Here is a 20,917-nt window from a genome sequence, read left to right as displayed (position 1 = left end):
CTGACACCAAATTGTTTGCACAGCGTAGTGACTTTAACCAGTCTCATTGCAAAGTATTTGATTACCGTGTACTTCTCTTGCCTTGATCGGTGAGGAAATACACATGCACTTTTTTTAGCATGTCATTTGCCTCTTTGAGCTGTTTGACTTCTTTTTCTAGATCTAATATTCGTTGTTGCTCAGGTGTTAACTGACGTTTGCTTGAGCCTTCTGGATTAGCAGTACGAATCCATTTATCAAGTGTCGAGTAACCAATACCAAGCTTTACCGCAATTGATGCTAATGATTCATGTGAGTTTGCAAGTGCATAATCAATTGCTTGCTGTTTAAATTCCGGACTAAAGCGTTTACTCATGTGTACATCTCCAAAGTTAACATTACGTTATCTTTAGAGGGACGATGTGTCCATTATTTTGGCTAGGATCATACATAGGAATATGCAGGTTATAACTAAGATGCTTAGGAAAAGCTGATTTCCAGAAAGGAACGACCATATAACAATAAAAATATTTAAAGAATCTATAACCTGACTGGTGAAATAAAATCACAATTGTCATCACCTCAGAAAGGCTTAAAGCTGATTTTTGTGTTGATTGATTTTGATCAGGAATTAGAGATTTTTCTAAGAATTTATTAAATATTTTGCAAAAATCATCCAAAATACAAAATAATTCGGTATGAGCCATATATGGCGCAAGGCATAGAAAAGTCTTGTGTTGTAATGTTTTGTCTTGAGAACCAATATGTTACAAACACTAAGGCTTTTTTCTACTCTTTTTTATATCGAACTCAGGTTATTTTATAAGGCTGATTTCAATTGTTTTTGATGTTTCTTGACTTGTTTTGCATATTTTTTACCTTGGCGACGCATTTTCCAACTGGACTCATAATTACTTGGACCCACATTATAATAAGCTAAAGCCTTTTTCCAACTGCCTGCAGATTGATTATATTTAGACAAAATCATCGTGCCACAACGAATATTGGTATATTCATCATATAAATTGCCAGGGCATGACTGTTGCCAGTAACGTGGCATAATTTGAGTCAGCCCAACAGCGCCCGCAGGCGAGGCTGCATAGTTACGGTAATTTGATTCCTGACGAATGGTTGCAGCGATCAATAACGGATCGACATCGTATTGATCAGCATTTTGCACAATCATTGGTGAAACACGATTGGCTGTATCAGGTGAAATAGAATATGCTTTTTGAATACCTGTAGAAAGTTTTCCAGCTCGTTTTTGTACTGAGCCTCCGCCTAATGAAGAACAGCCTGCCATTAACAATATAAAAGAAAAAACAGCGGTATTTTTCAATATTCTGTTGTTGTATAAATAGGTGTGAAAATTCAAAATAAAACCAATAGCATGTCATCCCAATGTGTTTTGATGTTATGTGGCACAATACTTTGTGTCAATTACAGAAGTTTTATAGAATTATTAAAATAAGAATGTATCGATTTATTTTTAATCAATATTTTATTTTGCTCAGCACTATTCTTTATCATTTGCTACATCTCTATTTGGCTTTTTTAACATGATGGCGAGCATTAAATGCAATGAATTCTCAGGACTATATTGAACATCAAACGGTTTATTATCATCATGGGTATAAATCGCATAAACAATTGGAATATTAAGCTTATTCTTTTGAATGAGTTTGGAATTTTCTGAATTGAGCTGTTGTGCAATCTCTGTGAGTTTTGACGGGTTAATTTCCTGTTGAATCAAAGCTTTACAAAAATATTGAGCACCAGCAAAACGATCGTGAATGATTTCCAATACATCTTGATTTTGTGCTGTATTTTCAGACTTTAATTGATCAAGATCGAGCTGTTTGATACGTTTTAAGTCAATATCAAGTGTAGATGGAGCGTCATTTTTAATCGCTGTAGAATTTTGAGTTAAACGTGATCGCAATTCATCGATCTTCGCAATTGGATTGATATTGATTTGTTTTGCATAAAGCTTTTTAACAGATTCAATGACTTGTTTATCTTTACACGGACTATTGTCGAATACACTACAGCCTTGCAAAGCTAGGCTGATACTGCAAAAAGTCAAAAATGTTTTTATTTTCATCGGCTTTATCCAAGATGTATAGTGAATTTAACTCCACCAATATCTTAAAATATGAAAGAAAATGGGTGCAGAAAAACAAATAGAATCAATACGATCTAACATTCCACCATGCCCATGAATGAGTTGTCCCCAATCTTTCACCCCACGATCACGTTTAATTGCTGACATGACCAAACCGCCAAAAAAGCCAAAGATACAGACCACTAGGCCAATAAAAGCAGCTTGTAGATAGCTGAAAGGAGTTAACCAAGCCATTGCAGTACCTAAAGCAGTTGCTAGTAGGATGCCACCGACTAAACCTTCTACCGTTTTAGATGGAGAAAGCACAGGGGCAACCTTATGTTTTCCAAATAATTTACCGCAGACATACTGTAATACATCTGAAACTTGCACCACCATAATCAGCCAGATGGCTAACCAAATCGGTTCACCTTTAAATTCGGGTAATTTTAAATTTAATAATGCAGGGACATGGGAAATACAGAATACACTGACCATTAAGCCCCATTGAATTTTTGAACTTCGCTCAAGAAAATGAGTGGTGTCTTCTTGTTTTAAACTGGCGATGGGGATTAATAAAAATACATATAAGGGAATAAAGATTGAATAAAGCCCGTACCAATCGGTGTAAATTAAATAATATTGATAAGGAATAACGAAATAAAATGCGATGAGTAATGGAAAATAATCACCACGTCGAGTTGGAAGTAGGCTAATAAACTCACGTAATGCAAAAAGAGAAATAATCCCAAATAACACAATAAATGCTGTTTTTCCCAATAAAATCGCAGCAGCGATGACGATGAGCATGACCCACCATGCGTTAATTCGTGCATTTAAATTATCTATAACCGATGATGGTTGAGCTCCTGCTTTTTGTTTGAGAATAAAACCGACAGTTGATGCAAAAATGAGTATTCCAGCAAATATGCCAAATAATAGATAGGTTTTATCAAGGTTATTTAACATCATTGATTTTCAACCTCTTTTAATTCTAATAATTGCTTTTGTGCATAATCAATAAAGTCAGTTTTATCCATTTCTAAATGTTGTTCTAAAGGACAGCCAAAACATACGGTAGAAAGCAAGGGTAGTGGAATAAATGCACCTTTGGGCATAACCCGCCTTAAATTTGAAATCCAAACAGGAACGATCTCAATCTCAGGAAACTGCTTGTGTAAATTGTACAAACCACTTTTGAATGGTAGTAATTCAATATCATCATTCAGATTTCGAGTCCCTTCAGGGAAGAAGATAATAGAATAGCCTTGCTCAAGAGCATCTTTAACAGGCTGCAAGGGATCTGCGTTATCTTCTTGATTACGTCGAATCGTTACTCCATTGAACGTATCTTTAATTAAAAATTGTCGAAATCCATCTTTAAGCCAATAATCGGAAGCAGCCACAGGTTTGGTCTTTCGACGCATAATTTTAGGTAAAGAAGACCACAATAAAATAAAATCGATATGGCTATTATGATTGGCATAATAAATACGTTGTTTGGGTACAGGTTGACAACCGATCCACAAACTACGTGTACCTGTCAGTAAACGTGCCCCACGACGGGTAAAAAAAGCAATTAATCGAGCCAGATAACCTGACGCAAAATTGTTTTTAGATTGTTCCAATGCACTGTTATGTTCTTGCTGTATCGGAGTTTTATTCATTCTATAAACCAATTTTATCAATAATTTCAATGGGCTTTTTGGCACAAAGAAAAAGGTTTATTGTGTCAATAACTTATAAATTAAGATAATTAAAACAAAATATTGTATGAACAGTAAAGCAATTTGCAGTTTAAATAAACGGAAACACCCTGCAAAACGTAAAGCCCAATCTCGTCCAGCTTTAGATTCAGGCATTAATTTCAATTGAATCAATGATTGATCAAATTGCTGAGTTAGATTTTCGAGTGTTTCGCTGTCGGATTGTTGGGCTATGATTTCAATCAATTGAGTATCAAATTTTAGCCTTAATGAAAGATAATGATGCAATATGATTAAAGTGAAATTTAGAATAATAAATATCCAAAAATCAAGTGATTGCCAGCCTTTCAATAAGATTGAAATAATGGATAATGCAAAAGCGACATAGCCTGAAAATAGCAAACCCTTGGTTGCAGATAAAAGTTTAGCCACCACATAAAAATTCATTTTCAAGGCGCCAATCCTTTCAATTTTAATTGATAAGTATGCAGGTTTTTAATCTGAGCATCGTTGAGTTTAACCCAAGGTCTAGCAGACTGAACGATTTGAATGGCATCTTGAACATGAGTAGCATGTTGTTGCTGTATTAACCAAGCACATAAAATTGCACTACTTCTTGAATAACCCAAAGCGCAGAAAATTAATACTTTATATTCTGTACTTGTATTTGAAACAGAATGAATCAATTGGTTAAAAGATTCAACAGCGTGTTGGAGTTGGTCTGCTTGTAAGGGAATTAAGTCTAAACTTGGGTATTGAAAATATAAACTTTGAGGATTCACAGGTAGCTCTGCAACACAATCAAATACTGCTTGATATTTTTGAGTTGTAGATCGTGTTGGGATGCGACCTAAAAAAATGGTTGTATTTTCAAATTCAATAATTTGAGAATCTTCAGGATGTTTTCTGGTCCAGATTCTACTGTTTAGCCATGCAAAAATTAAGTAGGGAGCAAATAACATTTTTGCTGCAATGCTCAAATTACCATCTGCTTGTTTTTGGAAAAAGTGTGGTCGAACCAATAGATAAGCGCATGCTACGAGAAATAAGCTGATCGATGGATAAATTAACCACAGAAAACCACCTTTAAACAAAATCGCAGGAATCACCAATAAAATTGAGCCGATAAAGTAGTAACTTGCTAATTTAAGATGTTTGGGGGTGAGTATTTGTAGAGCATCTTTTTTAAATGGTGATTTTTCTGTAATTGGAAATAACCATAGACAGAATGCACCAGCCAATAAACCTGTTGGAATATCGATAAAATGATGCTGCCATGTGGTGAGTACAGATATTCCAATGAGTAATGACCAAATATCAACAAGGTATTTCCATTGACCTGTACTATGTCTACGGAAAAAGTCCCAAAGAATCACCAATAAAACGATATGTAAAGAAGGAGCTTGATTAAAAGGTTTATCAAAGCCCATAAGTACATCAAACCATAAGCCAAAAAAACCGTCTAAAGGTGGGCGTTCAAAACTGAATTTAAGTGGAAAAAGCAGGAAACAACTGATTGAAATGAGCTGCGCTGTAAATAGTCTAAGCGCATGTTGTTTCAGCTCAAATTTATTCCAACATAGCAATAAAGATAGCCCATAAAATAAATCAATCGACCAATAAGGCACAATTGTCCATGCCCAAAGCGGAATGTGTTTTTCCCAGTCATAGACAATACTTGGGACACTCAGCAGTTGTGATGCATAGTTATTTGCAAATCCATAAGTCAGAAAGAAAAAGGGGGCAAGGAAAACTAAGCAAAGAATTCCCCATTTCCAAGTGCCTGTCTCTTTGGTTTGATTATTGAATATCATATTTTTTGAGTTGATTGTTGGTTTTTGATTTGTTGAAGAAGTATTATTGCTGTGTGTTTCTGTTCGAATATTATATTTGGAATAGTCAGGATTTTTCGATACTTCATCATCAATTCTTTTAGGTGGAAGATTGTTTTGATCAGAAAGAATTTTTTGAATTTTTAAAGATAGTTCAATTGTTTCTGCTTCAATCCACATCATAGAAAAAAGAAAATCATTTCCAATAATAATTTTACTATTATTTAAAGTGTAAGTGAGGTCAACAAAATCCTCTTTAGGTTCAAAAGGTGGTTCTGAAATAACTTCTAAATGATAATATTTTTTCAAAACTTCAAGAATATGAGTTACGCATTCGCGCCATTCATGATTATCCCCACCTAAATCAACATCATAATTGATTCTAAATGTGTTTTTAGACCAAAGCGGGAAATAACGCATATCTTCGAGAGTATACATATTCTTCAATCCATTTTTGAATTTTAGATTTGCTAATAAAGCATCCTTGCTAAATGTAATTTAAAGTTTCTGTGCTACTGAAACCGTAAATATTCCAAATTCATCAATACATTGATCCACTTTTTTAAAGCCAGCAGCTTCAACGAGAGCATCCATTTCAGCTTGAGAACGTAAACGCATGACCCATGCATCACCTTCACGATGTGAGGTTAAAGCTCTTGCAATAAATTCTTGTTGTGGATGCCAAATTTGACCTGTATAGATCAAATAACCATCTTTGAGAATGGCTTTACTTAGACCTTCCAGTGATTGTCGAAGTAAGTCATTATCACTAAATAATTCATATAAGCCCGAAACTACTGCTAAAGAAGGTTTTGGTTTGACTGAGGCAAGTGATTGCGTATCAAAGGCATCTGCTTGAACAAATTCAGCGATGTCACTCAAACCACGTTCAGCAATCATTTTTTGCCCAGCTTGGACATTAATATCGCTATAATCACGCAATAAAATCGAGTCTGGGCGTTTCGGAAGTTGAGCAACGGCATCTAAAATATAACGACCGTGTCCTGAAGCAATATCCATAATTCTGAGTGGTTTACGCTTTTTGATGAGAATATCAGCGTATTTCTGTACCAGATGTTCAATGTTTTGTTTACGGACACGAATACCACGCCAACCAATCGCATTTAAATATTGTCGGTCAATGATCTTACCAATGGGGTTGCTACTTTCAGACTGATTACGATAGACAAAATCTAAAGTGCTGCCTGAGTCATAACCAGTATCTTCACCAATTTTCAAGCCTTTAGACAATTGGCTGCCGATTTTCAAATTCTTTTTGGTGATCTCCCAAAATGCATTTTTAATGGATTTCTTAGGTAAAGGTGAGCTGAGATCTTCTGCCGTTGCACAACTTGGGCCAATTTTATCGGCATTTAAAAGATCAGGTGCTTGATATTCCATAGCAAAACATTGCTGAATAAAGCGACGAATTTTTTCAGTCGCAAGATAACGATCTTTTTCACCCAAAGTATCGTGGAAGAAACCGTCTAAAACATGAAATTCTTTTTTAGGATGAGGTAGCTTTTGGTAAAAAGCGTGTTGTGGTTTTTGAAAGACCACAAAATCTGAGCCTGATGATAAAACTTGTGTGGGAACAAAGATATTTTGTGCATCTGCAACAATACGTTTTGAAGCATCATACAGTCCAAGCAACATTCTGACAGATATGGCTTTGGCGATCTTAGGATCAGTGTCATAGCTCAACGCACGTTCTTGATCATGCGTCAGCATATTGGCTTTGACATAACTTTGTATAAAGAAGTTGCCACGTAATTTTGCCATCACCCTTAAACTTGGTTCAGCAAAGGGCACATACAATTTAATATCAAAAGCAGGGGATGCTAAACAGAGCGCACGAATTTTCGGTGCATAATCATGTACCCAAGTCGCAGCTAAAACAGCCCCGACACTTTGCCCAATAACAGCAATATTTTGAGTTTCAATAGCATATTGTTGTTCAATATGTTGAACAAAAGATTGAATGTCTTTTACACATGCTGAAAAACTAGGTGCATCGCCTCGTTCTCCTGGAGAATCTCCATGTCCACGTGCATCCCAAGCAAAAAAATCAAAATCAGGCAGGTTAAGTTCATTGACCAAATGTGCCATGCGCCCTGAATGCTCATGGCCGCGGTGAAAAAGAATAATGGCTTTCTTGGTTTCAGATGGTGTATCAGTTGCCCAATGTTGATAAAACAATGCAGTTCCATCATGGCTCGTAAAGGTATGTTGACTATTGTTATACATCGATATTTACCCTAAATAATAATATTACGGAATTGTCTTTAAACTGTTTTTAATTCGGTTATAAATAGTGAAAGCAAGCAGTAAACCAATTAAGCTGAGTATGCCATTACAAATCCACGCAAGAAGTTGCAAATTTGTACTAATTAGTGGAAATATCACAATAATTACAGTGATTAAACTAAACCAAAATGCACGATCACTTTTCCCCATCGGGCCATCATAACGACGTTCTTGACCAATAAGAGGTGCCATTACACCTGTATATTCACTTAGAATTGCAAGGAAAACGATCAATAACAATAACTTTGCATTGATAAAGCCAAAGGCAATCAGGCAAATATACAGTGCTGTATCTGAAATAACGTCGCACAATTCATTGTAAAAAGCACCTAAATTTGATTGTTGTTTAAACTCTCGTGCCAACATGCCATCAATTGCGTTGAATGCCATACGAATCAGCATCCATAGTGGAAATAATAATAGTAACCATGAAATAGAATGCGTTAGATAATAGTAATATAGGAAATAGCCTAAGCAAATCGAAATAAACATTGCCAATAACGTGACTTGATTTGCCGTGATTCCAAGTTTGAATAATTTTTGGACAAAAGGACGTAATAGGTTTTGAAATGCTGGTTTTAATTGATAGATAGATGGCATCGTTTTAATAAATGTCAGTAATTGCTGAGATTTTAAGCAGAATAATCATGATTTTTCAAGTGATATAAATAGCCTAAGCAAATTTAAATTTTTTCAAAAAAGTCTTATACTTGCATCTCCCCAAATATTTTAAATACTAAATTCACATGACACCTGCTTGTAAAGTTTTGAAATCAAATAAAATCGAATTTTCAATTCATGAATATGAACATGATGTAAATGCCAAAAGTTTTGGTTTAGAAGCAGCGGAAAAGCTTGGACTAAAAGTGGACGAAGTCTTTAAAACGTTAATGGTAACGGATGATAAAAATTATTTTGTTGCGGTTTTACCTGTAAATCATCAATTGAATTTAAAAAAAGTGGCGAGTGCTTTTGGCTGTAAAAAATTACATATGGCAGATCCCAAAGATGCAGAGCGTTTAACAGGTTATTTGGTTGGTGGAATTAGCCCAGTTGGTCAGAAAAAGCGCTTAAAAACGGTGATTTCTGATACGGCGCAAGGACTGGAAAAGATATATGTCAGTGGTGGAAAAAGGGGATTAGATGTGGGACTTCATCCCAATGACTTAGCCAAGGTTTTAGCTGCAAACTTTGCTGATATTGTAGATGAATAATTGCATCAGTTTTTGTTTTTGAGGTGTAAGTTGTTTATTTATAATGTTTAATTATTAAAAATTATTTTAAATAAGTATTTTCCTAATTAAATGAAAAGTTGAATAGTGCAAACCTCAAACCATTTTGAGTGTAAATAAAAATAAAAAACTTTTAATTCAATCTATTAGATATATTTTCAAAACCTTTTTCTCGATTTCTATTGAATTATTAAATGATAATAATTATTATTATCAATATTCTTAGATTTTACAATCTTCGATCAAGAAACATAAATAAATTTGAAGCGACTGCTTAAGGGTTTGAATTTAATCAATTTATAACTTTTATGGAACAGGCTTATTTTACTCTTTTGTGAAGAGGACTCGTAAGATGCAACAACTAGCCAATCGGTTGGCGATGCAACATTTCATTAATGCTTATACGCAGGAAACTGGCAAAGGTCATTTGCTTAATAAGCATGATCAACAAAGTTCTCAACAGCATGCGTTTAGCCAAGGTTTGACGCTGTTATCAATTCCTATCTACTCTATTCAAGCGCAATGCTATTTCCCTCTATCCTATGTCAGTCGAGTAGGGCGTCACCGTTTAGCAAATCTCCCTCAGGTGATTATTCACGGACAAATGAAGACTTTAAGCCCTATTACAATTGTAGGACTCCTGCTTGAAGAATTGGTTCTTGAATCTTCGATTCCATTAGATGCTGCTTCATTGGTTGAAAAATGGATTCAAAGTCGGGATGCATTGCAACAATTTTTAATACAACGTGAAGATGATTTTGATGATCTCGTTAAAGTCGGTCAGAGTTTTATTGAAACTGAACAAGCTTTGATTTTGGGGCATAGCATGCATCCTGCGCCGAAGAGTAGAACAGGCTTTATCCACGAAGATTGGTTAAAGTTTTCACCTGAACATAAAGGCAAAACGCAACTGTATTATTGGTTGGTTCACCAAGACTATATTTCTGAAGGGAGTGCAATTGATGAAAGTATTTCAGCTCAATTGAAGACTACTTTACAGTGGTATTTATCTGAACATGATCTCAATCTGCTTAAAACCCATACTGAATATAAATTACTGCCTTTACATCCTTGGCAAGCACGTTACTTACAAAGTAAGCCGTGGTTTGAACGTCTGAAGCAGACAGGACAACTGATTGATTTAGGTTTGCGTGGCTGGCAATTTTCTCCTACGACTTCGATACGAACTTTGGCAAGTTTTAATGCGCCGTGGATGGTGAAACCATCGCTTTCGGTGATGATCACCAACTCTATTCGCGTTAATTTAGCCAAAGAATGCCATCGTGGTGAGCTGACGCACCGTTTATGGCACAGTGAACTTGGACAAAATATTTTAAAACAATGTCCAACTCTAAAAGCGGTCAATGATCCCGCTTGGATGGCATTAAAAATTGATGATGAAGTGGTCAATGAAAGCATTTGCATTTTCCGAGATCAGCCTTTCCATCCTCAACAGCAAGTCACTTGTATTGCTTCTTTGTGTCAGGATCATCCAAGTAAACCGCTCAATCGTTTTAATGCCTTATTCGCAAAAATTGCAAAAGCGCATCACGGAACTGATTTTTCAGAAATCGCTTTGGACTGGTTTAATCGTTTCCTTGAAGTCAGTTTGCAACCTTTAATGTATGTCTACCATCGTTATGGTATGGCTTTTGAATCACATCAGCAGAATGTACTGTTGGAACTAGAGAATCATTTTCCAAAAACCTTGTGGTTACGTGATAACCAAGGTTTCTATTACATTGAAGAATTTGCCACGGAAATTCTGCAAGCATTACCTGAACTGAAAGAAAAAGCTTTTGCTGTTGGCCCAAAAGATTTTGTGGATGAACGTTTTAGTTATTATTTCTTTGGAAATACCTTGTTTGGCTTGATCAATGCAATTGGTGCAACAGGCTATATCACCGAAGATGAATTGCTTGAACATTTAAAAACTTTCTTACAAGTACAATTGCAGCAATATCCAGACAGTACCTTATTGCAGGGGTTATTGTTCAATCCAACTTTACCTTATAAGGGTAATTTACTGACTCGTTTGCATGAGTTAGATGAACTCATTGCACCTGTCGAAAATCAATCCGTTTATGTACAACTGCCAAATCCACTGTTCATGACAGAAAAGGATGTCAGTTATGCTTGATTTTATTGGAATTGGTCTAGGGCCATTTAATTTAAGTCTTGCCAGTCTGCTACAGAATAAAAGTGCATTGAACTACGCATTTTTCGAGCAAAAAGCTCAATTCGATTGGCATGCAGGAATGCAGTTACCGAATACGGTATTACAAGTGCCATTTATGGCGGATTTGGTGTCGATGGTTGATCCAACCAGTCCATTCAGTTTCTTGAATTATCTGCGTCATCAGCAACGTTTATATAAATTCTACTTTTTAGAACAGCCACATATTCCACGTTGTGAATATAACCATTATTGCCAATGGGTTGCAGAACAGCTTGACTGTATTGAATATCAATCTCGTGTTTTGAAAATTGAACCTCAAAGCATTGGTTTTAAGGTGCTGGTTGAATCCGAAGGGATTCAGCAAAGTTATTTATGTCGTCATTTGCTGATTGGAAGTGGGAATGCGCCTTATTTGCCTGAATGTTTGGCAAAAGTTCAGCAACAGCAACCACAAAAATGTCTGCATTCAGCGCAATATATGACGCATGCTGATACAGATTTACAAGGCGATGTAGTGGTGCTTGGTTCAGGGCAATCGGCTGCTGAAATCTTTATTGATCTGTTTGATGAACAGCAAGATGCGGTAAATCATTCATTCGATTTACATTGGTTTACTCGTTCTCAAGGTTTCTTCCCAATGGAATATGCACCATTGGGATTGGAACACTTTAGCCCTGACTATGCACAGCATTTTTATGATTTGCCTATCGAGAAAAAAGAACAGCAATTGCAACAACAAGCTTTGTTGTACAAGGGGATCAGTGCAAAAACTATTCGTGAAATCTATCAAAAACTTTATCACCGCAGCATCGCAGGTCAAAGTTTACAAACACATTTACATAGTCAATGCGATTTAAAAGATGCGGAAGTATTGGATACGCAAAAGATTAGACTGCATTTTCAGCATCGTGCTACAGCACAAAACTTCCATCTCGATTGTGATTTTCTTGTAGCAGCAACAGGCTACTTTACGCCTGACTTTGGTTTTATGCAGTTGCTTAAGCCTTATATTGAATTTGATCATAAACAGCGTTGGAAAATTACCGAAGACTATCGGGTTGTACATCATCTGAATGGTCATATTTTTGTTCAAAATCAAGAAATGCATAGTCATGGGGTCGGTACACCCGATTTAGGGCTTGGTGCTTATCGTGCAGCCACGATTATTAATCAATTGGCTGAGCGTCAAATTTATGAGCTCGGGCAACAGACACAGACTTTCCAAAATTTTAATCTCTCTCAAAATCCTAAAATTTGTTTGGCTGATCACAATACACGTTCAGAAGAGTGCTTTTGTGAAAAGAAGATCAGTAAAAACCTGTCTACTTTGAAGAATACAGAACAGAACTCGGTAACGGCGCATTCAACAACACATTCAACCAGTCGTGGTGCAAGTACTCGTAAACAAACGGTCGTTGTACCTCCAACTTATGAGAAATTGATATGAACTTTGCAACTTTAAAAATTAATCAGCAGCAATGGCGTGCCGCAGGGCAACGTCTCATTGAAATGGCGATTGCAGAGTTTCTCTATGAAGAAATTATTGAAGTGAAAGCCTTAGCAACAAGACGTTATCAGCTCGATCTCGGTAATCGTCATTACGAATTTCAAGGCCACCAATATCTACTTGGACACTGGAATATTCAGGAAGGCTCAGTACGTGATGTAACGAATGGGCATGACCACGATCACGCTGCTTGGAATTTACATGAGTTTATTGTGGCAATGTCAGACAGCACTGATGTTAAGCCATTCACCAAAGCGTATTTAATCAAAGAAATGAACAATACTTGGTTGGCAGAAGCACATTTGTTTAATGAAACACGCTTAGCAAGTACGGCAGTATTGACTGAATCACATTATAAAATTGAAGGTATGTTGCGTGGTCATCCATGGTTGATCATGAGTAAGGGGCGTTTGGGCTTTGGTTATGATGATTATTTAAGCGCCGCACCTGAACTTTCTCCCGAAGTCAAAGTATTGTGGTTAGCAGTACATCGAGATTTAGCGGAATATCGCAGCACTGAACAATGGGATGCTTGTGCTTTGTATCAACATGAGTTTGATGCCAATGAACTGCAACAATTTCAAAATATTCTGCAAGAAAAAGCATTGAATCCTCGAGATTACTTCTTGATTCCTGTGCATGCTTGGCAATGGCATCAATGGCTGGTTCCAACCTATGCCAATGAAATTGTTGATCAAAAAATTATTGAGTTGAACGTTAGCCAAGACAGCTATGTGCCCATGCAGTCTATTCGGACATTGTGCAATACATCTAACTTACAACGTCATTACATTAAGCTACCAGTCAGTATTTTTAATACCGCTGTTTATCGTGGATTACCATCAAAACGTAATCTTGCAGCGCCTGCTGTTACCGCGTGGTTAAAGCAAATTCATCAGCAAGATCAAGACTTGCAAAAAACTGGTGTGATTTTCTTAGGTGAAGTGGCGACCTTAACCATTCATCAACCGTGTTTTGACCAAATTGAAGGTGCGCCTTACCAATTTAAAGAACTCTTTGGTTGCTTGTGGCGTGAAAGTGTCGATTGTTATGTTGATCCATCGCAGCAAGTGCTTTCTCAAGCTGCGTTATTGCACCGAGATATTTCAGGTCAATCGATTCTGAGTGTGCTGATTCAAGCATCAGGTTTAAGTCCTTTGGCTTGGTTAGCACAATTTGCGCAAGTTTGTTTGAGCCCGTTATTACTCTGTTTGTATCGCTACGGTTTAGCATTCTCACCACACGGCGAAAACACTATGTTGGTGCATGAAAAGGGTGTACCGAAAGCATTGGTATTAAAAGACTTTATTGATGATATCAATTTGGTGGATGAAGATTTCCCTGAATTAGCGCAATTGCCATCTGAAGCTAATTTGTTATTACGTCATGAAGCCACAGACTTAAGTCATTTCATTTTCACAGGTCTGTTTATGGTGCATTACCGCTATATCTGTAATGTGTTCTTACAAGATTATCCTGAATATTCAGAACTCGATTTCTGGCAAACCATTTCCAACGCTATTTCTGAGTTTAACCAACAGCATCCTGAATTGGCTGAACGCGCTGAAAAATTTGCCATGTTGCGACCAACTTACACCAAGATTTGTTTGAACCGTGTTCGTTTATTTACCACCAGTTATAACGATGAAGCAGAACGTCCTGTGCCTGTTTTCCTAGACCCAATTGCTAATCCTGTCAGTCCAGCGACATTGGTGGAATGGGCAACTCAACAAGCTGAATCTAAAGCGAGTTAAGTGCCTCTAACAAATAAATAAAGTATTGAATATATAAAGGTCTGATATGAACACAATCTCTCAGCGACTTCCTGATTATTATGAATACCATGAGAATGGGACGCAATATTATTTAAGACAAGTGCAATATCCACAAGATATTCCTTTATTGCATCAATGGATGCATGAGCCACATGTCATCCCACAATGGCAATTGAATAAGTCGGAACTGGATTTGCAGGTGTATTTCGACAAGATGCTTGCAGATGACCATCAACGTTTATTAATTGTTGGGGTAGATGGTAAAGATGTGGGCTATACCGAAATCTATGAAGGTAAACGAGATCGTTTAGGTCGCTATTACGACGGTGATGAGCATGATTTAGGCTGGCATCTACTTTTTGGCGATAAATCTGTGTTTGGTAAAGGTTTTTTACGTCCAACTATTCGCTTGCTCAGTTTCTATATTTTTGAACATTCTCAAGCCAAAAAAATTGTGGGTGAACCCGACCATACGGTTAAGCCTTATGCCGCAGTGGTAGAGGACTTGTGCTACGAAAGTCAAGGTCTCATTCCTATGGCTGAAAAAACTGCCATGTTGTACTACTGCTTTAGAGAAACTTTTTATCACAAGTTTGGTCAATTTCTCCAAACGTCACAGCAATTACAAAAACAGCTCGCAGATCAGCCAGCCAAAGTCCTGAGTGTTACATGAGTTTATCAATCAATGAGATGCACATCTTAGACATGCGCTTTGCCGCGCATGTCTCGGTGGCAGAATTTGAACAATGGTTAGCGCATATCCAACAATATTTCGAACAAAAAAGAAATTTTGTGTTGATTATGCAAACTGAGCTGAATTCCGAATTCCCCGAAGAATATCGAGCAATTCAAGCGAAATGGTATAAGCAATATAAACCCGATTTTTATCAATTTTGCCTTGGTTTTGCTCGTATTGCCCAAGATGAAGAGGATCGGATTCGATTAGATACGCCAGCGCTGCAAAAAGCGTGGCATGTGCCTTATTTCGTCAGTTTAAACCAAGCCGATGCTGTGCAATGGGCTGTGCAGAGGTGGTTATGAATCAACAATTGAATCGTGATAATACCTTTCCAATCAAAAAAGTATCTGCACTGAGTCTATCGGTAGTGGTGGTACTGTACCTTGCACATGCTTTGCCATTGTATTTTTACAACGTGGCTTTACCTACGATTTTACGCCATCAGGGTGTGGACTTACGTTGGATTGGGATGTTATCGCTGCTGTATATCCCGTGGGCATTTAAGTTCTTTTGGGCGCCATTGCTTGATCGCTTTTATTTGAAATCACTGGGTAAGCGCAAAACTTGGCTATTATTTACTCAGATTGCATTGGTCTTGGGCGTGGTGGCTTTGGCATTGACACAGTTCGACTATGGTTTAAGTGTCTTTGTGATTGTGGGTTTATGGATTTCGACTTTTGCTGCAACCCAAGATATTGCGATTGATGGGTATACCGTCGAAACATTTTCCGAGTCTGAATATCGTCTTGGCAGTATGGCACAAAGTATTGGGGTTGCTTTAGGCAGTATGGTAGGTGGTGCTGGGACTTTATGGTTATATCAACTCTATGGTTGGCAAACGGCACTGATTGCTTTAGCCGCAATGACAGCATTCACCATGTTAGCGATTTTTCAAATTAAAGAAAAATCAGCTACAGAAAAAATTGTCAAACAAGCACCGAGCCTCATTCGAGCGTTTAAGCGTCCTGAAATGTTATGGGCTTTGGCTTTAATTGTGTGTTATCGCGTGGTTGAAGCTCCCGCAATGGCAATGCTCAATCCCATGTTGATTGATCAAAACTGGTCATTGGCACACATTGGCGTACTCATGTCTGTAGTCGGGGCGGGTGTAGGTTTATTGGCAGCAGTATCCGCAGCATTTTTATTAAAAAAAATAGCGGCAACTCAATTGTTGATTTGGGCAGGTTGGGCGCGAACCCTGATTTATGCCTTGCTTGGAGCTGCTGTCCTGCTCAGTTGGTTTGATCAATGGCAAATGTTACTTGGTGTGTTTGTCGTTGTTATTTTAGCCATCCGTTATGTTGCAATGACCGCTTTATATGCGCATTTCATGCAAACCAGTTCTAAAGAGCAAGCAGGAACAGACTTTACGATTTTAGTCTGTTTTGAGCTACTGGTTTATTTCATTGGCGGGGCAATGTCAGGCTTTTTAGCCAAAGCATTTGGCTATGGAAATTTCTATCTCATTCTCGCTGTCTCATCTGTACTGAGTGTCTTACTCAGTCAATTGTTAATCCACAAATCAAAACAAACGCAACATTTCACCTAGGGGTAATTTATGAAAGTTATTTCACTTTCAACATCATTAACATTGTTAAGCTTGGCCATAAGTACGCAACTTTATGCACAAACTGTTGAAACAGAATCATCAACACAAACCGTTGCTGTAGAAAGCCAAAAGCAAACACAGCTTAGCCCAATCGTTGTCACCGCAACGCGTTCGGCTCAAAGTATTGCGGAAATCGCGGGAACAGTACAATCAATTAAACAAAAACAAATTGAACAACAAGCTGCTGCAGGGCGAAAACTTGCAGATATTTTGGCTCAACTGGTTCCTTCACTGAGTCCAAGTAGCGGTACAACCACCAACTATGGTCAGACTATGCGTGGGCGTCAGGTATTGGTTTTAATTGATGGTGTCGCACAAACTGGTTCTCGTGATGCTGCTCGTCAATTGAATAGTATTAGTCCAGATTCAATTGAAAAGATTGAAGTTGTTTCAGGTGCAAGTAGTATTTACGGTTCAGGGGCAACGGGTGGTATTATTAATATTATTACAAAAAAAGGCACTGCTGATGGTTTAAGTTTTGAATCAAAAGTCGGTGTAACGTCGGGTGATAATTTCAAAAATGATGCACTTGCTTATGAAGCTTATCAATCGGTTGGATTTAATCAAGGTGATTGGAATGGTTTCTTAGGTGCAGGTTATACCAAACGTGGGGAAATCCAAGACAGTCATGGTGATCGTATTGGACCTGAAATTGCACAAACGGATCGTCAAGATACAGAAACAGTAGATGTGAATGGTCGTTTAAGCTGGCAATTCACAGATAAGCAAAAACTTAGCCTTGGCGCTCAATATTATGATGATCAACAAGACTCAGAATACGGCCCTGATTATGGTACAAACTTTGCCGTTTTAAGAGGAAATTCACCGAGCTTAAAAGCGTTAAAAGGTTTTGAAATAGATGAGCAACCCTTTACAAAACGTTATGCAGTCAATGCGCAATATCAAAATACAGATTTGTTAGGTCAAGAGCTGAACGTTGAAACCTATTATCGTAATGAAAAAGCAAGATTTTATCCGACCATACTCAGTAATTTTATTCCAGCGGGTTATTACCTAGCTTATCAGTCAGAGTCTGATATTGATGTGGCAGGCGTTCGTGCTGCAATGACCTCAAAACTTAATTTTGTCGATCGTGCTTTGGAACTGACTTATGGTGTAGATTATGACCATGAAAAAGATAAGCAAACCGCAGATCTTTATAGCTTTAGCAATAATGGTCTGAAATATACCAATACGGGACGCAGTTATGATTTTGGCCCAGATGCAACCATTAAAAATCTAGGTGCATTTTTACAAGGTCATTATGATTTAACAGAAGCATTGAACGTACAAGCAGGTTTACGTTATCAGCGCATCGAAAGTGACACAAGTTCATTCAAACCGACCGTTGCAGCCATTCAAGGAGATATTACAGGCCAACCAGTGGGCGCAGTAGAAGCAGGCTCAGTGAAGCATGATAAAACATTATTTAATTTAGGTGCTGTTTATAAATTAAATGATCAACAACAAGTCTTTGCTAATTTCTCACAAGGTTTTAGCTTGCCTGATATTCAACGTGTCTTACGTGATGTTTCAGCCGGCTATCTCGTGCGCTCTGAAAATGTAGATCCAATTACGGTCAATAACTATGAATTGGGTTGGAGAATGCAAAATGAGCATGATCTTAATTTAGGTTTAACCACTTTTTATAATACATCCGATAAAGTTGTTCAATTTAAAGCAGATCGTTCAGTCACGGTCGCCGATACAGACCAAAGAGTTTATGGCGTAGAAGCAAATGCAAGTATGCCAGTCTTAGACCAATTCAATGTCGGTGGAACGCTTTCCTATACCCGAGGTCAATTTAAAGACGCGGCAGGTAGTTGGAGAGAACTGAATGCATTACAAATTTCACCAATGAAGGGCACAGTATTTGGTGAATGGCAGGACGATCAAGGCAATGGCTTACGTGTTCAAATGCTTGCTGTAAAAGGCACAGATAAAGCCTATGAAGATGCTCGAGTTGCAAAATATGATGCCAATGTTCGCCCGAATGCTGCGACCAAAATCAAAGGTTATGCCATTATGGATGTAATTGCTAATGCAAAAGCAGGCCCAGGAACTTTAGGTTTTGGTGTCTATAATGTTTGGAATACAGAATATAAAACTGTATTTAGCCAAGCAGCAGAAGCAGTGTATGGGGCAATTTCTAGCTTACCTGCGCAAGGTCGTACTTACGGTTTGAGTTATACCGTTAAGTACTAATCTCATTAAAAGGCATCTTTTTAGATTAATGCTAGTCAGTTAAGAGTAATTTAGCAGTTACTCATCTAGGAATCTCCCCTAACCCTGAGCCATATATGGCGCAAGGAAAAGAGGGGAACTATTGAGAATTTAAAATAATTTTAGATTCCTTGCGCAGCAGTGTTGCTCATCCCTCCTTTGAAAAAGGTGAGGAGCATGTTGCGCAAGGGGGAGGATTTAAAAAGGCTTAACTGATCAGTATTCATCTTTTTAGATGCCTTTTCTTTTTTATGACATTCATTATGCAAAGAAATTTTAAATTATTGGCGTGGGCGACTTTGGCCAACGGCACTTGTTTCTCCATGATTTTGCCCTTACTTGCACCTCTAATCCGACAATTACAACTTACCGAATTTCAAGGTGGGATGATTGTTTCTGCAGGGGCAATGTGTATGGCAGTAGCATCGATATTGATCGCCAAGAATAAAAAAATTCAAACACCATATCAACTCATGCATTATGGCTTTTGGGGAATGACTATTACATGGGCAATTTTTACACTCATCCTTTATTTTGGCATCAATCAAAGTTTAGCGCCTATCGCAATTTTTATACTTCTTATACTTAGCCGTGCAAGTACAGGGGCATTCATGGCAATGCCACAAATTGGTTTACAAAGCTATGTGATGCAATATGTTATCGATACTGAGCAAAGAAGTCAGAAAATGGCAATGTATGGGGCAATGAACAGTTTAGGGATGATTATTGGACCATTTATAACGTCTGTATTGTTAATCGGTGGGATTTTATTATCGATGTGGTTTGCAGTTGTTCTACTGTTTATATTTAGTCTTCTACTGACCGTTTTTTTTCAAAAGGATGTCAGTGTGCCTGGAGATTCAATACAGCAAGCAAGCTCAAAATTTGAATCAATAGAATTTTCAATTAAACCAGCTTTACCGTGGTTAATCCTTGGTTTTAGCACTTATGTGGCAATCGTGACTTTGAATATGACAGCAGGATTTTATATTCAAGACCGTTTTCAACTCAGCACACAACAGAGTGCAAGTTACTTTGCACAATGTATGTTAATTGTTGGTTTTAGTTTAGTTTTGACACAAATAATGATCGTGAAAGTGGTCAAACTCAGTTTAAAAGCTTTGATTGGACTCGGTCTGACATCAATGATTGCGGGAATATTATTGTCTTTAAATGCGAATCAGATGATCTATTTCCAAGCGAGTTATGGATTATATGGCATCGGCGTTGCATGTCTACTTCCTGCTTTCACCACAGGTGCAGCACAATCTGTAAGTCAAAATGCGCAAGTTAAAATGGCGAGTTTATGTACGGCTATTCAAGCACTTGGTTTAATTATTGCACCATTATTTAGCACTTTTTTATATCATTATTCGATCCATTTACCTTTTTATTTACTTTTAGTCTTAATGGTTTCAGTGGGGGCGTATCTGGCTTGGATTTTAGCGAGACAAACTAAGGCAGAGCTTAAGTTACAGGTGTGAGAGGGTAATATGAAAGGGTTGAATATTTAAAATAGTTATAAATAATCAAATGGTTAGGTGAAAATTATGAGGTGACTTTTAAAACCAACTATTTTGAAAGTTAAATATGTGAAATATATCACAAAGTTGAAAAATGGTGCTATTGCATGTACATTTTAATCAAGCAGTATACGTTTAATGATGTACGAAGCGATTCATCGTTTGAGATTTAAATTTTAAAAATAATTTTATTTAATAAATA

The 20,917-nt window shown here is 37.3% G+C and carries 17 protein-coding genes and 2 pseudogenes; 9 read left to right on the top strand and 10 right to left on the bottom strand.

Annotated elements, in window-relative coordinates; all coding sequences use genetic code 11:
* From GGG_RS0115750 to GGG_RS0115705, 10 genes and pseudogenes are all read right to left on the bottom strand, one after another.
* Positions 1 to 355: pseudogene (locus GGG_RS0115750) on the bottom strand (transposase); the annotation flags it as partial.
* Between the two features lie 88 nt (positions 356 to 443).
* Positions 444 to 686: pseudogene (locus tag GGG_RS19895) on the bottom strand (IS982 family transposase); the annotation flags it as partial.
* Positions 687 to 799: 113 nt separating this feature from the next.
* The gene (locus GGG_RS0115740) at positions 800 to 1,282 is read right to left on the bottom strand and encodes a transglycosylase SLT domain-containing protein (protein ID WP_010116590.1); all 483 of its coding nucleotides are present in this window, start codon (positions 1,280 to 1,282) and stop codon (positions 800 to 802) included.
* A gap of 213 nt (positions 1,283 to 1,495) precedes the next feature.
* Positions 1,496 to 2,083: a hypothetical protein gene (locus GGG_RS0115735; RefSeq protein ID WP_010116589.1), complete on the bottom strand. Its 588-nt coding sequence runs from the start codon at positions 2,081 to 2,083 to the stop codon at positions 1,496 to 1,498.
* Between the two features lie 27 nt (positions 2,084 to 2,110).
* On the bottom strand, positions 2,111 to 3,055 hold the full coding sequence (locus GGG_RS0115730; protein WP_010116588.1) for a phosphatidate cytidylyltransferase: 945 nt from the start codon (positions 3,053 to 3,055) through the stop codon (positions 2,111 to 2,113).
* A complete protein-coding gene (locus tag GGG_RS0115725; protein WP_010116586.1) occupies positions 3,052 to 3,750 on the bottom strand; it encodes a 1-acyl-sn-glycerol-3-phosphate acyltransferase in 699 nt (232 codons plus the stop codon). Before GGG_RS0115725 ends, GGG_RS0115730 begins: the two co-directional genes overlap by 4 nt.
* A gap of 57 nt (positions 3,751 to 3,807) precedes the next feature.
* Complete coding sequence (locus GGG_RS0115720; RefSeq protein ID WP_010116584.1) at positions 3,808 to 4,242, bottom strand: hypothetical protein; 435 nt, start codon at positions 4,240 to 4,242, stop codon at positions 3,808 to 3,810.
* Entirely contained in the window at positions 4,239 to 5,603 is a 1,365-nt protein-coding gene (locus GGG_RS0115715; protein WP_029574631.1) for a phosphatase PAP2/dual specificity phosphatase family protein, read from the bottom strand. Before GGG_RS0115715 ends, GGG_RS0115720 begins: the two co-directional genes overlap by 4 nt.
* Before the next feature lie 516 nt (positions 5,604 to 6,119).
* On the bottom strand, positions 6,120 to 7,868 hold the full coding sequence (locus GGG_RS0115710; RefSeq protein WP_010116580.1) for a bifunctional alpha/beta hydrolase/class I SAM-dependent methyltransferase: 1,749 nt from the start codon (positions 7,866 to 7,868) through the stop codon (positions 6,120 to 6,122).
* Between the two features lie 24 nt (positions 7,869 to 7,892).
* On the bottom strand, positions 7,893 to 8,528 hold the full coding sequence (locus GGG_RS0115705) for a CDP-alcohol phosphatidyltransferase family protein (RefSeq protein ID WP_010116578.1): 636 nt from the start codon (positions 8,526 to 8,528) through the stop codon (positions 7,893 to 7,895).
* 146 nt (positions 8,529 to 8,674) lie between these two features.
* Here GGG_RS0115705 and ybaK point away from each other — a divergent pair, with 146 nt between their 5' ends.
* The 9 genes from ybaK (at position 8,675) to GGG_RS0115660 (ending at position 20,676) form a co-directional block, all read left to right on the top strand.
* Positions 8,675 to 9,142, top strand: coding sequence for a Cys-tRNA(Pro) deacylase (gene ybaK, locus GGG_RS0115700; protein ID WP_010116576.1), 468 nt, complete (start codon positions 8,675 to 8,677; stop codon positions 9,140 to 9,142).
* A gap of 370 nt (positions 9,143 to 9,512) precedes the next feature.
* Positions 9,513 to 11,300, top strand: coding sequence for an IucA/IucC family siderophore biosynthesis protein (locus tag GGG_RS0115695; RefSeq protein WP_010116575.1), 1,788 nt, complete (start codon positions 9,513 to 9,515; stop codon positions 11,298 to 11,300).
* Positions 11,293 to 12,786 (top strand): lysine N(6)-hydroxylase/L-ornithine N(5)-oxygenase family protein, encoded by a 1,494-nt coding sequence (locus tag GGG_RS0115690; protein ID WP_010116573.1) that lies wholly within the window; start codon positions 11,293 to 11,295, stop codon positions 12,784 to 12,786. Before GGG_RS0115695 ends, GGG_RS0115690 begins: the two co-directional genes overlap by 8 nt.
* Complete coding sequence (locus GGG_RS0115685) at positions 12,783 to 14,600, top strand: IucA/IucC family siderophore biosynthesis protein (protein ID WP_010116571.1); 1,818 nt, start codon at positions 12,783 to 12,785, stop codon at positions 14,598 to 14,600. The genes GGG_RS0115690 and GGG_RS0115685 overlap by 4 nt, the downstream gene beginning before the upstream one ends.
* A 46-nt stretch (positions 14,601 to 14,646) precedes the next feature.
* Positions 14,647 to 15,294, top strand: coding sequence for a GNAT family N-acetyltransferase (locus tag GGG_RS0115680; RefSeq protein WP_010116569.1), 648 nt, complete (start codon positions 14,647 to 14,649; stop codon positions 15,292 to 15,294).
* A complete protein-coding gene (locus tag GGG_RS0115675) occupies positions 15,291 to 15,662 on the top strand; it encodes a hypothetical protein (RefSeq protein WP_010116567.1) in 372 nt (123 codons plus the stop codon). The genes GGG_RS0115680 and GGG_RS0115675 overlap by 4 nt, the downstream gene beginning before the upstream one ends.
* The gene (locus GGG_RS0115670; RefSeq protein WP_010116565.1) at positions 15,659 to 16,909 is read left to right on the top strand and encodes an MFS transporter; all 1,251 of its coding nucleotides are present in this window, start codon (positions 15,659 to 15,661) and stop codon (positions 16,907 to 16,909) included. The genes GGG_RS0115675 and GGG_RS0115670 overlap by 4 nt, the downstream gene beginning before the upstream one ends.
* A gap of 9 nt (positions 16,910 to 16,918) precedes the next feature.
* Positions 16,919 to 19,174 (top strand): TonB-dependent receptor, encoded by a 2,256-nt coding sequence (locus GGG_RS0115665; protein WP_010116562.1) that lies wholly within the window; start codon positions 16,919 to 16,921, stop codon positions 19,172 to 19,174.
* A gap of 281 nt (positions 19,175 to 19,455) precedes the next feature.
* The gene (locus tag GGG_RS0115660) at positions 19,456 to 20,676 is read left to right on the top strand and encodes an MFS transporter (RefSeq protein ID WP_010116560.1); all 1,221 of its coding nucleotides are present in this window, start codon (positions 19,456 to 19,458) and stop codon (positions 20,674 to 20,676) included.
* Positions 20,677 to 20,917: the final 241 nt, after the last annotated feature.

Source organism: Acinetobacter sp. P8-3-8 (genome assembly GCF_000214135.1).
Taxonomy (GTDB): Bacteria; Pseudomonadota; Gammaproteobacteria; order Pseudomonadales; family Moraxellaceae; genus Acinetobacter.
The sequence above is the reverse complement of the archived record's forward strand: the minus strand, read 5'-3'. Positions and strand labels throughout refer to the sequence as shown.

Bases quoted from the DNA above. Each gene is read 5' to 3' on its own strand.
- GGG_RS0115740 (WP_010116590.1), bottom strand. From the start codon at position 1,282: ATGGCAGGCTGTTCTTCATTAGGCGGAGGCTCAGTACAAAAACGAGCT.
- GGG_RS0115735 (WP_010116589.1), bottom strand. From the start codon at position 2,083: ATGAAAATAAAAACATTTTTGACTTTTTGCAGTATCAGCCTAGCTTTG.
- GGG_RS0115730 (WP_010116588.1), bottom strand. From the start codon at position 3,055: ATGATGTTAAATAACCTTGATAAAACCTATCTATTATTTGGCATATTT.
- GGG_RS0115725 (WP_010116586.1), bottom strand. From the start codon at position 3,750: ATGAATAAAACTCCGATACAGCAAGAACATAACAGTGCATTGGAACAA.
- GGG_RS0115715 (WP_029574631.1), bottom strand. From the start codon at position 5,603: ATGATATTCAATAATCAAACCAAAGAGACAGGCACTTGGAAATGGGGA.
- GGG_RS0115710 (WP_010116580.1), bottom strand. From the start codon at position 7,868: ATGTATAACAATAGTCAACATACCTTTACGAGCCATGATGGAACTGCA.
- GGG_RS0115705 (WP_010116578.1), bottom strand. From the start codon at position 8,528: ATGCCATCTATCTATCAATTAAAACCAGCATTTCAAAACCTATTACGT.
- ybaK (WP_010116576.1), top strand. From the start codon at position 8,675: ATGACACCTGCTTGTAAAGTTTTGAAATCAAATAAAATCGAATTTTCA.
- GGG_RS0115695 (WP_010116575.1), top strand. From the start codon at position 9,513: ATGCAACAACTAGCCAATCGGTTGGCGATGCAACATTTCATTAATGCT.
- GGG_RS0115690 (WP_010116573.1), top strand. From the start codon at position 11,293: ATGCTTGATTTTATTGGAATTGGTCTAGGGCCATTTAATTTAAGTCTT.
- GGG_RS0115685 (WP_010116571.1), top strand. From the start codon at position 12,783: ATGAACTTTGCAACTTTAAAAATTAATCAGCAGCAATGGCGTGCCGCA.
- GGG_RS0115680 (WP_010116569.1), top strand. From the start codon at position 14,647: ATGAACACAATCTCTCAGCGACTTCCTGATTATTATGAATACCATGAG.
- GGG_RS0115675 (WP_010116567.1), top strand. From the start codon at position 15,291: ATGAGTTTATCAATCAATGAGATGCACATCTTAGACATGCGCTTTGCC.
- GGG_RS0115670 (WP_010116565.1), top strand. From the start codon at position 15,659: ATGAATCAACAATTGAATCGTGATAATACCTTTCCAATCAAAAAAGTA.
- GGG_RS0115665 (WP_010116562.1), top strand. From the start codon at position 16,919: ATGAAAGTTATTTCACTTTCAACATCATTAACATTGTTAAGCTTGGCC.
- GGG_RS0115660 (WP_010116560.1), top strand. From the start codon at position 19,456: ATGCAAAGAAATTTTAAATTATTGGCGTGGGCGACTTTGGCCAACGGC.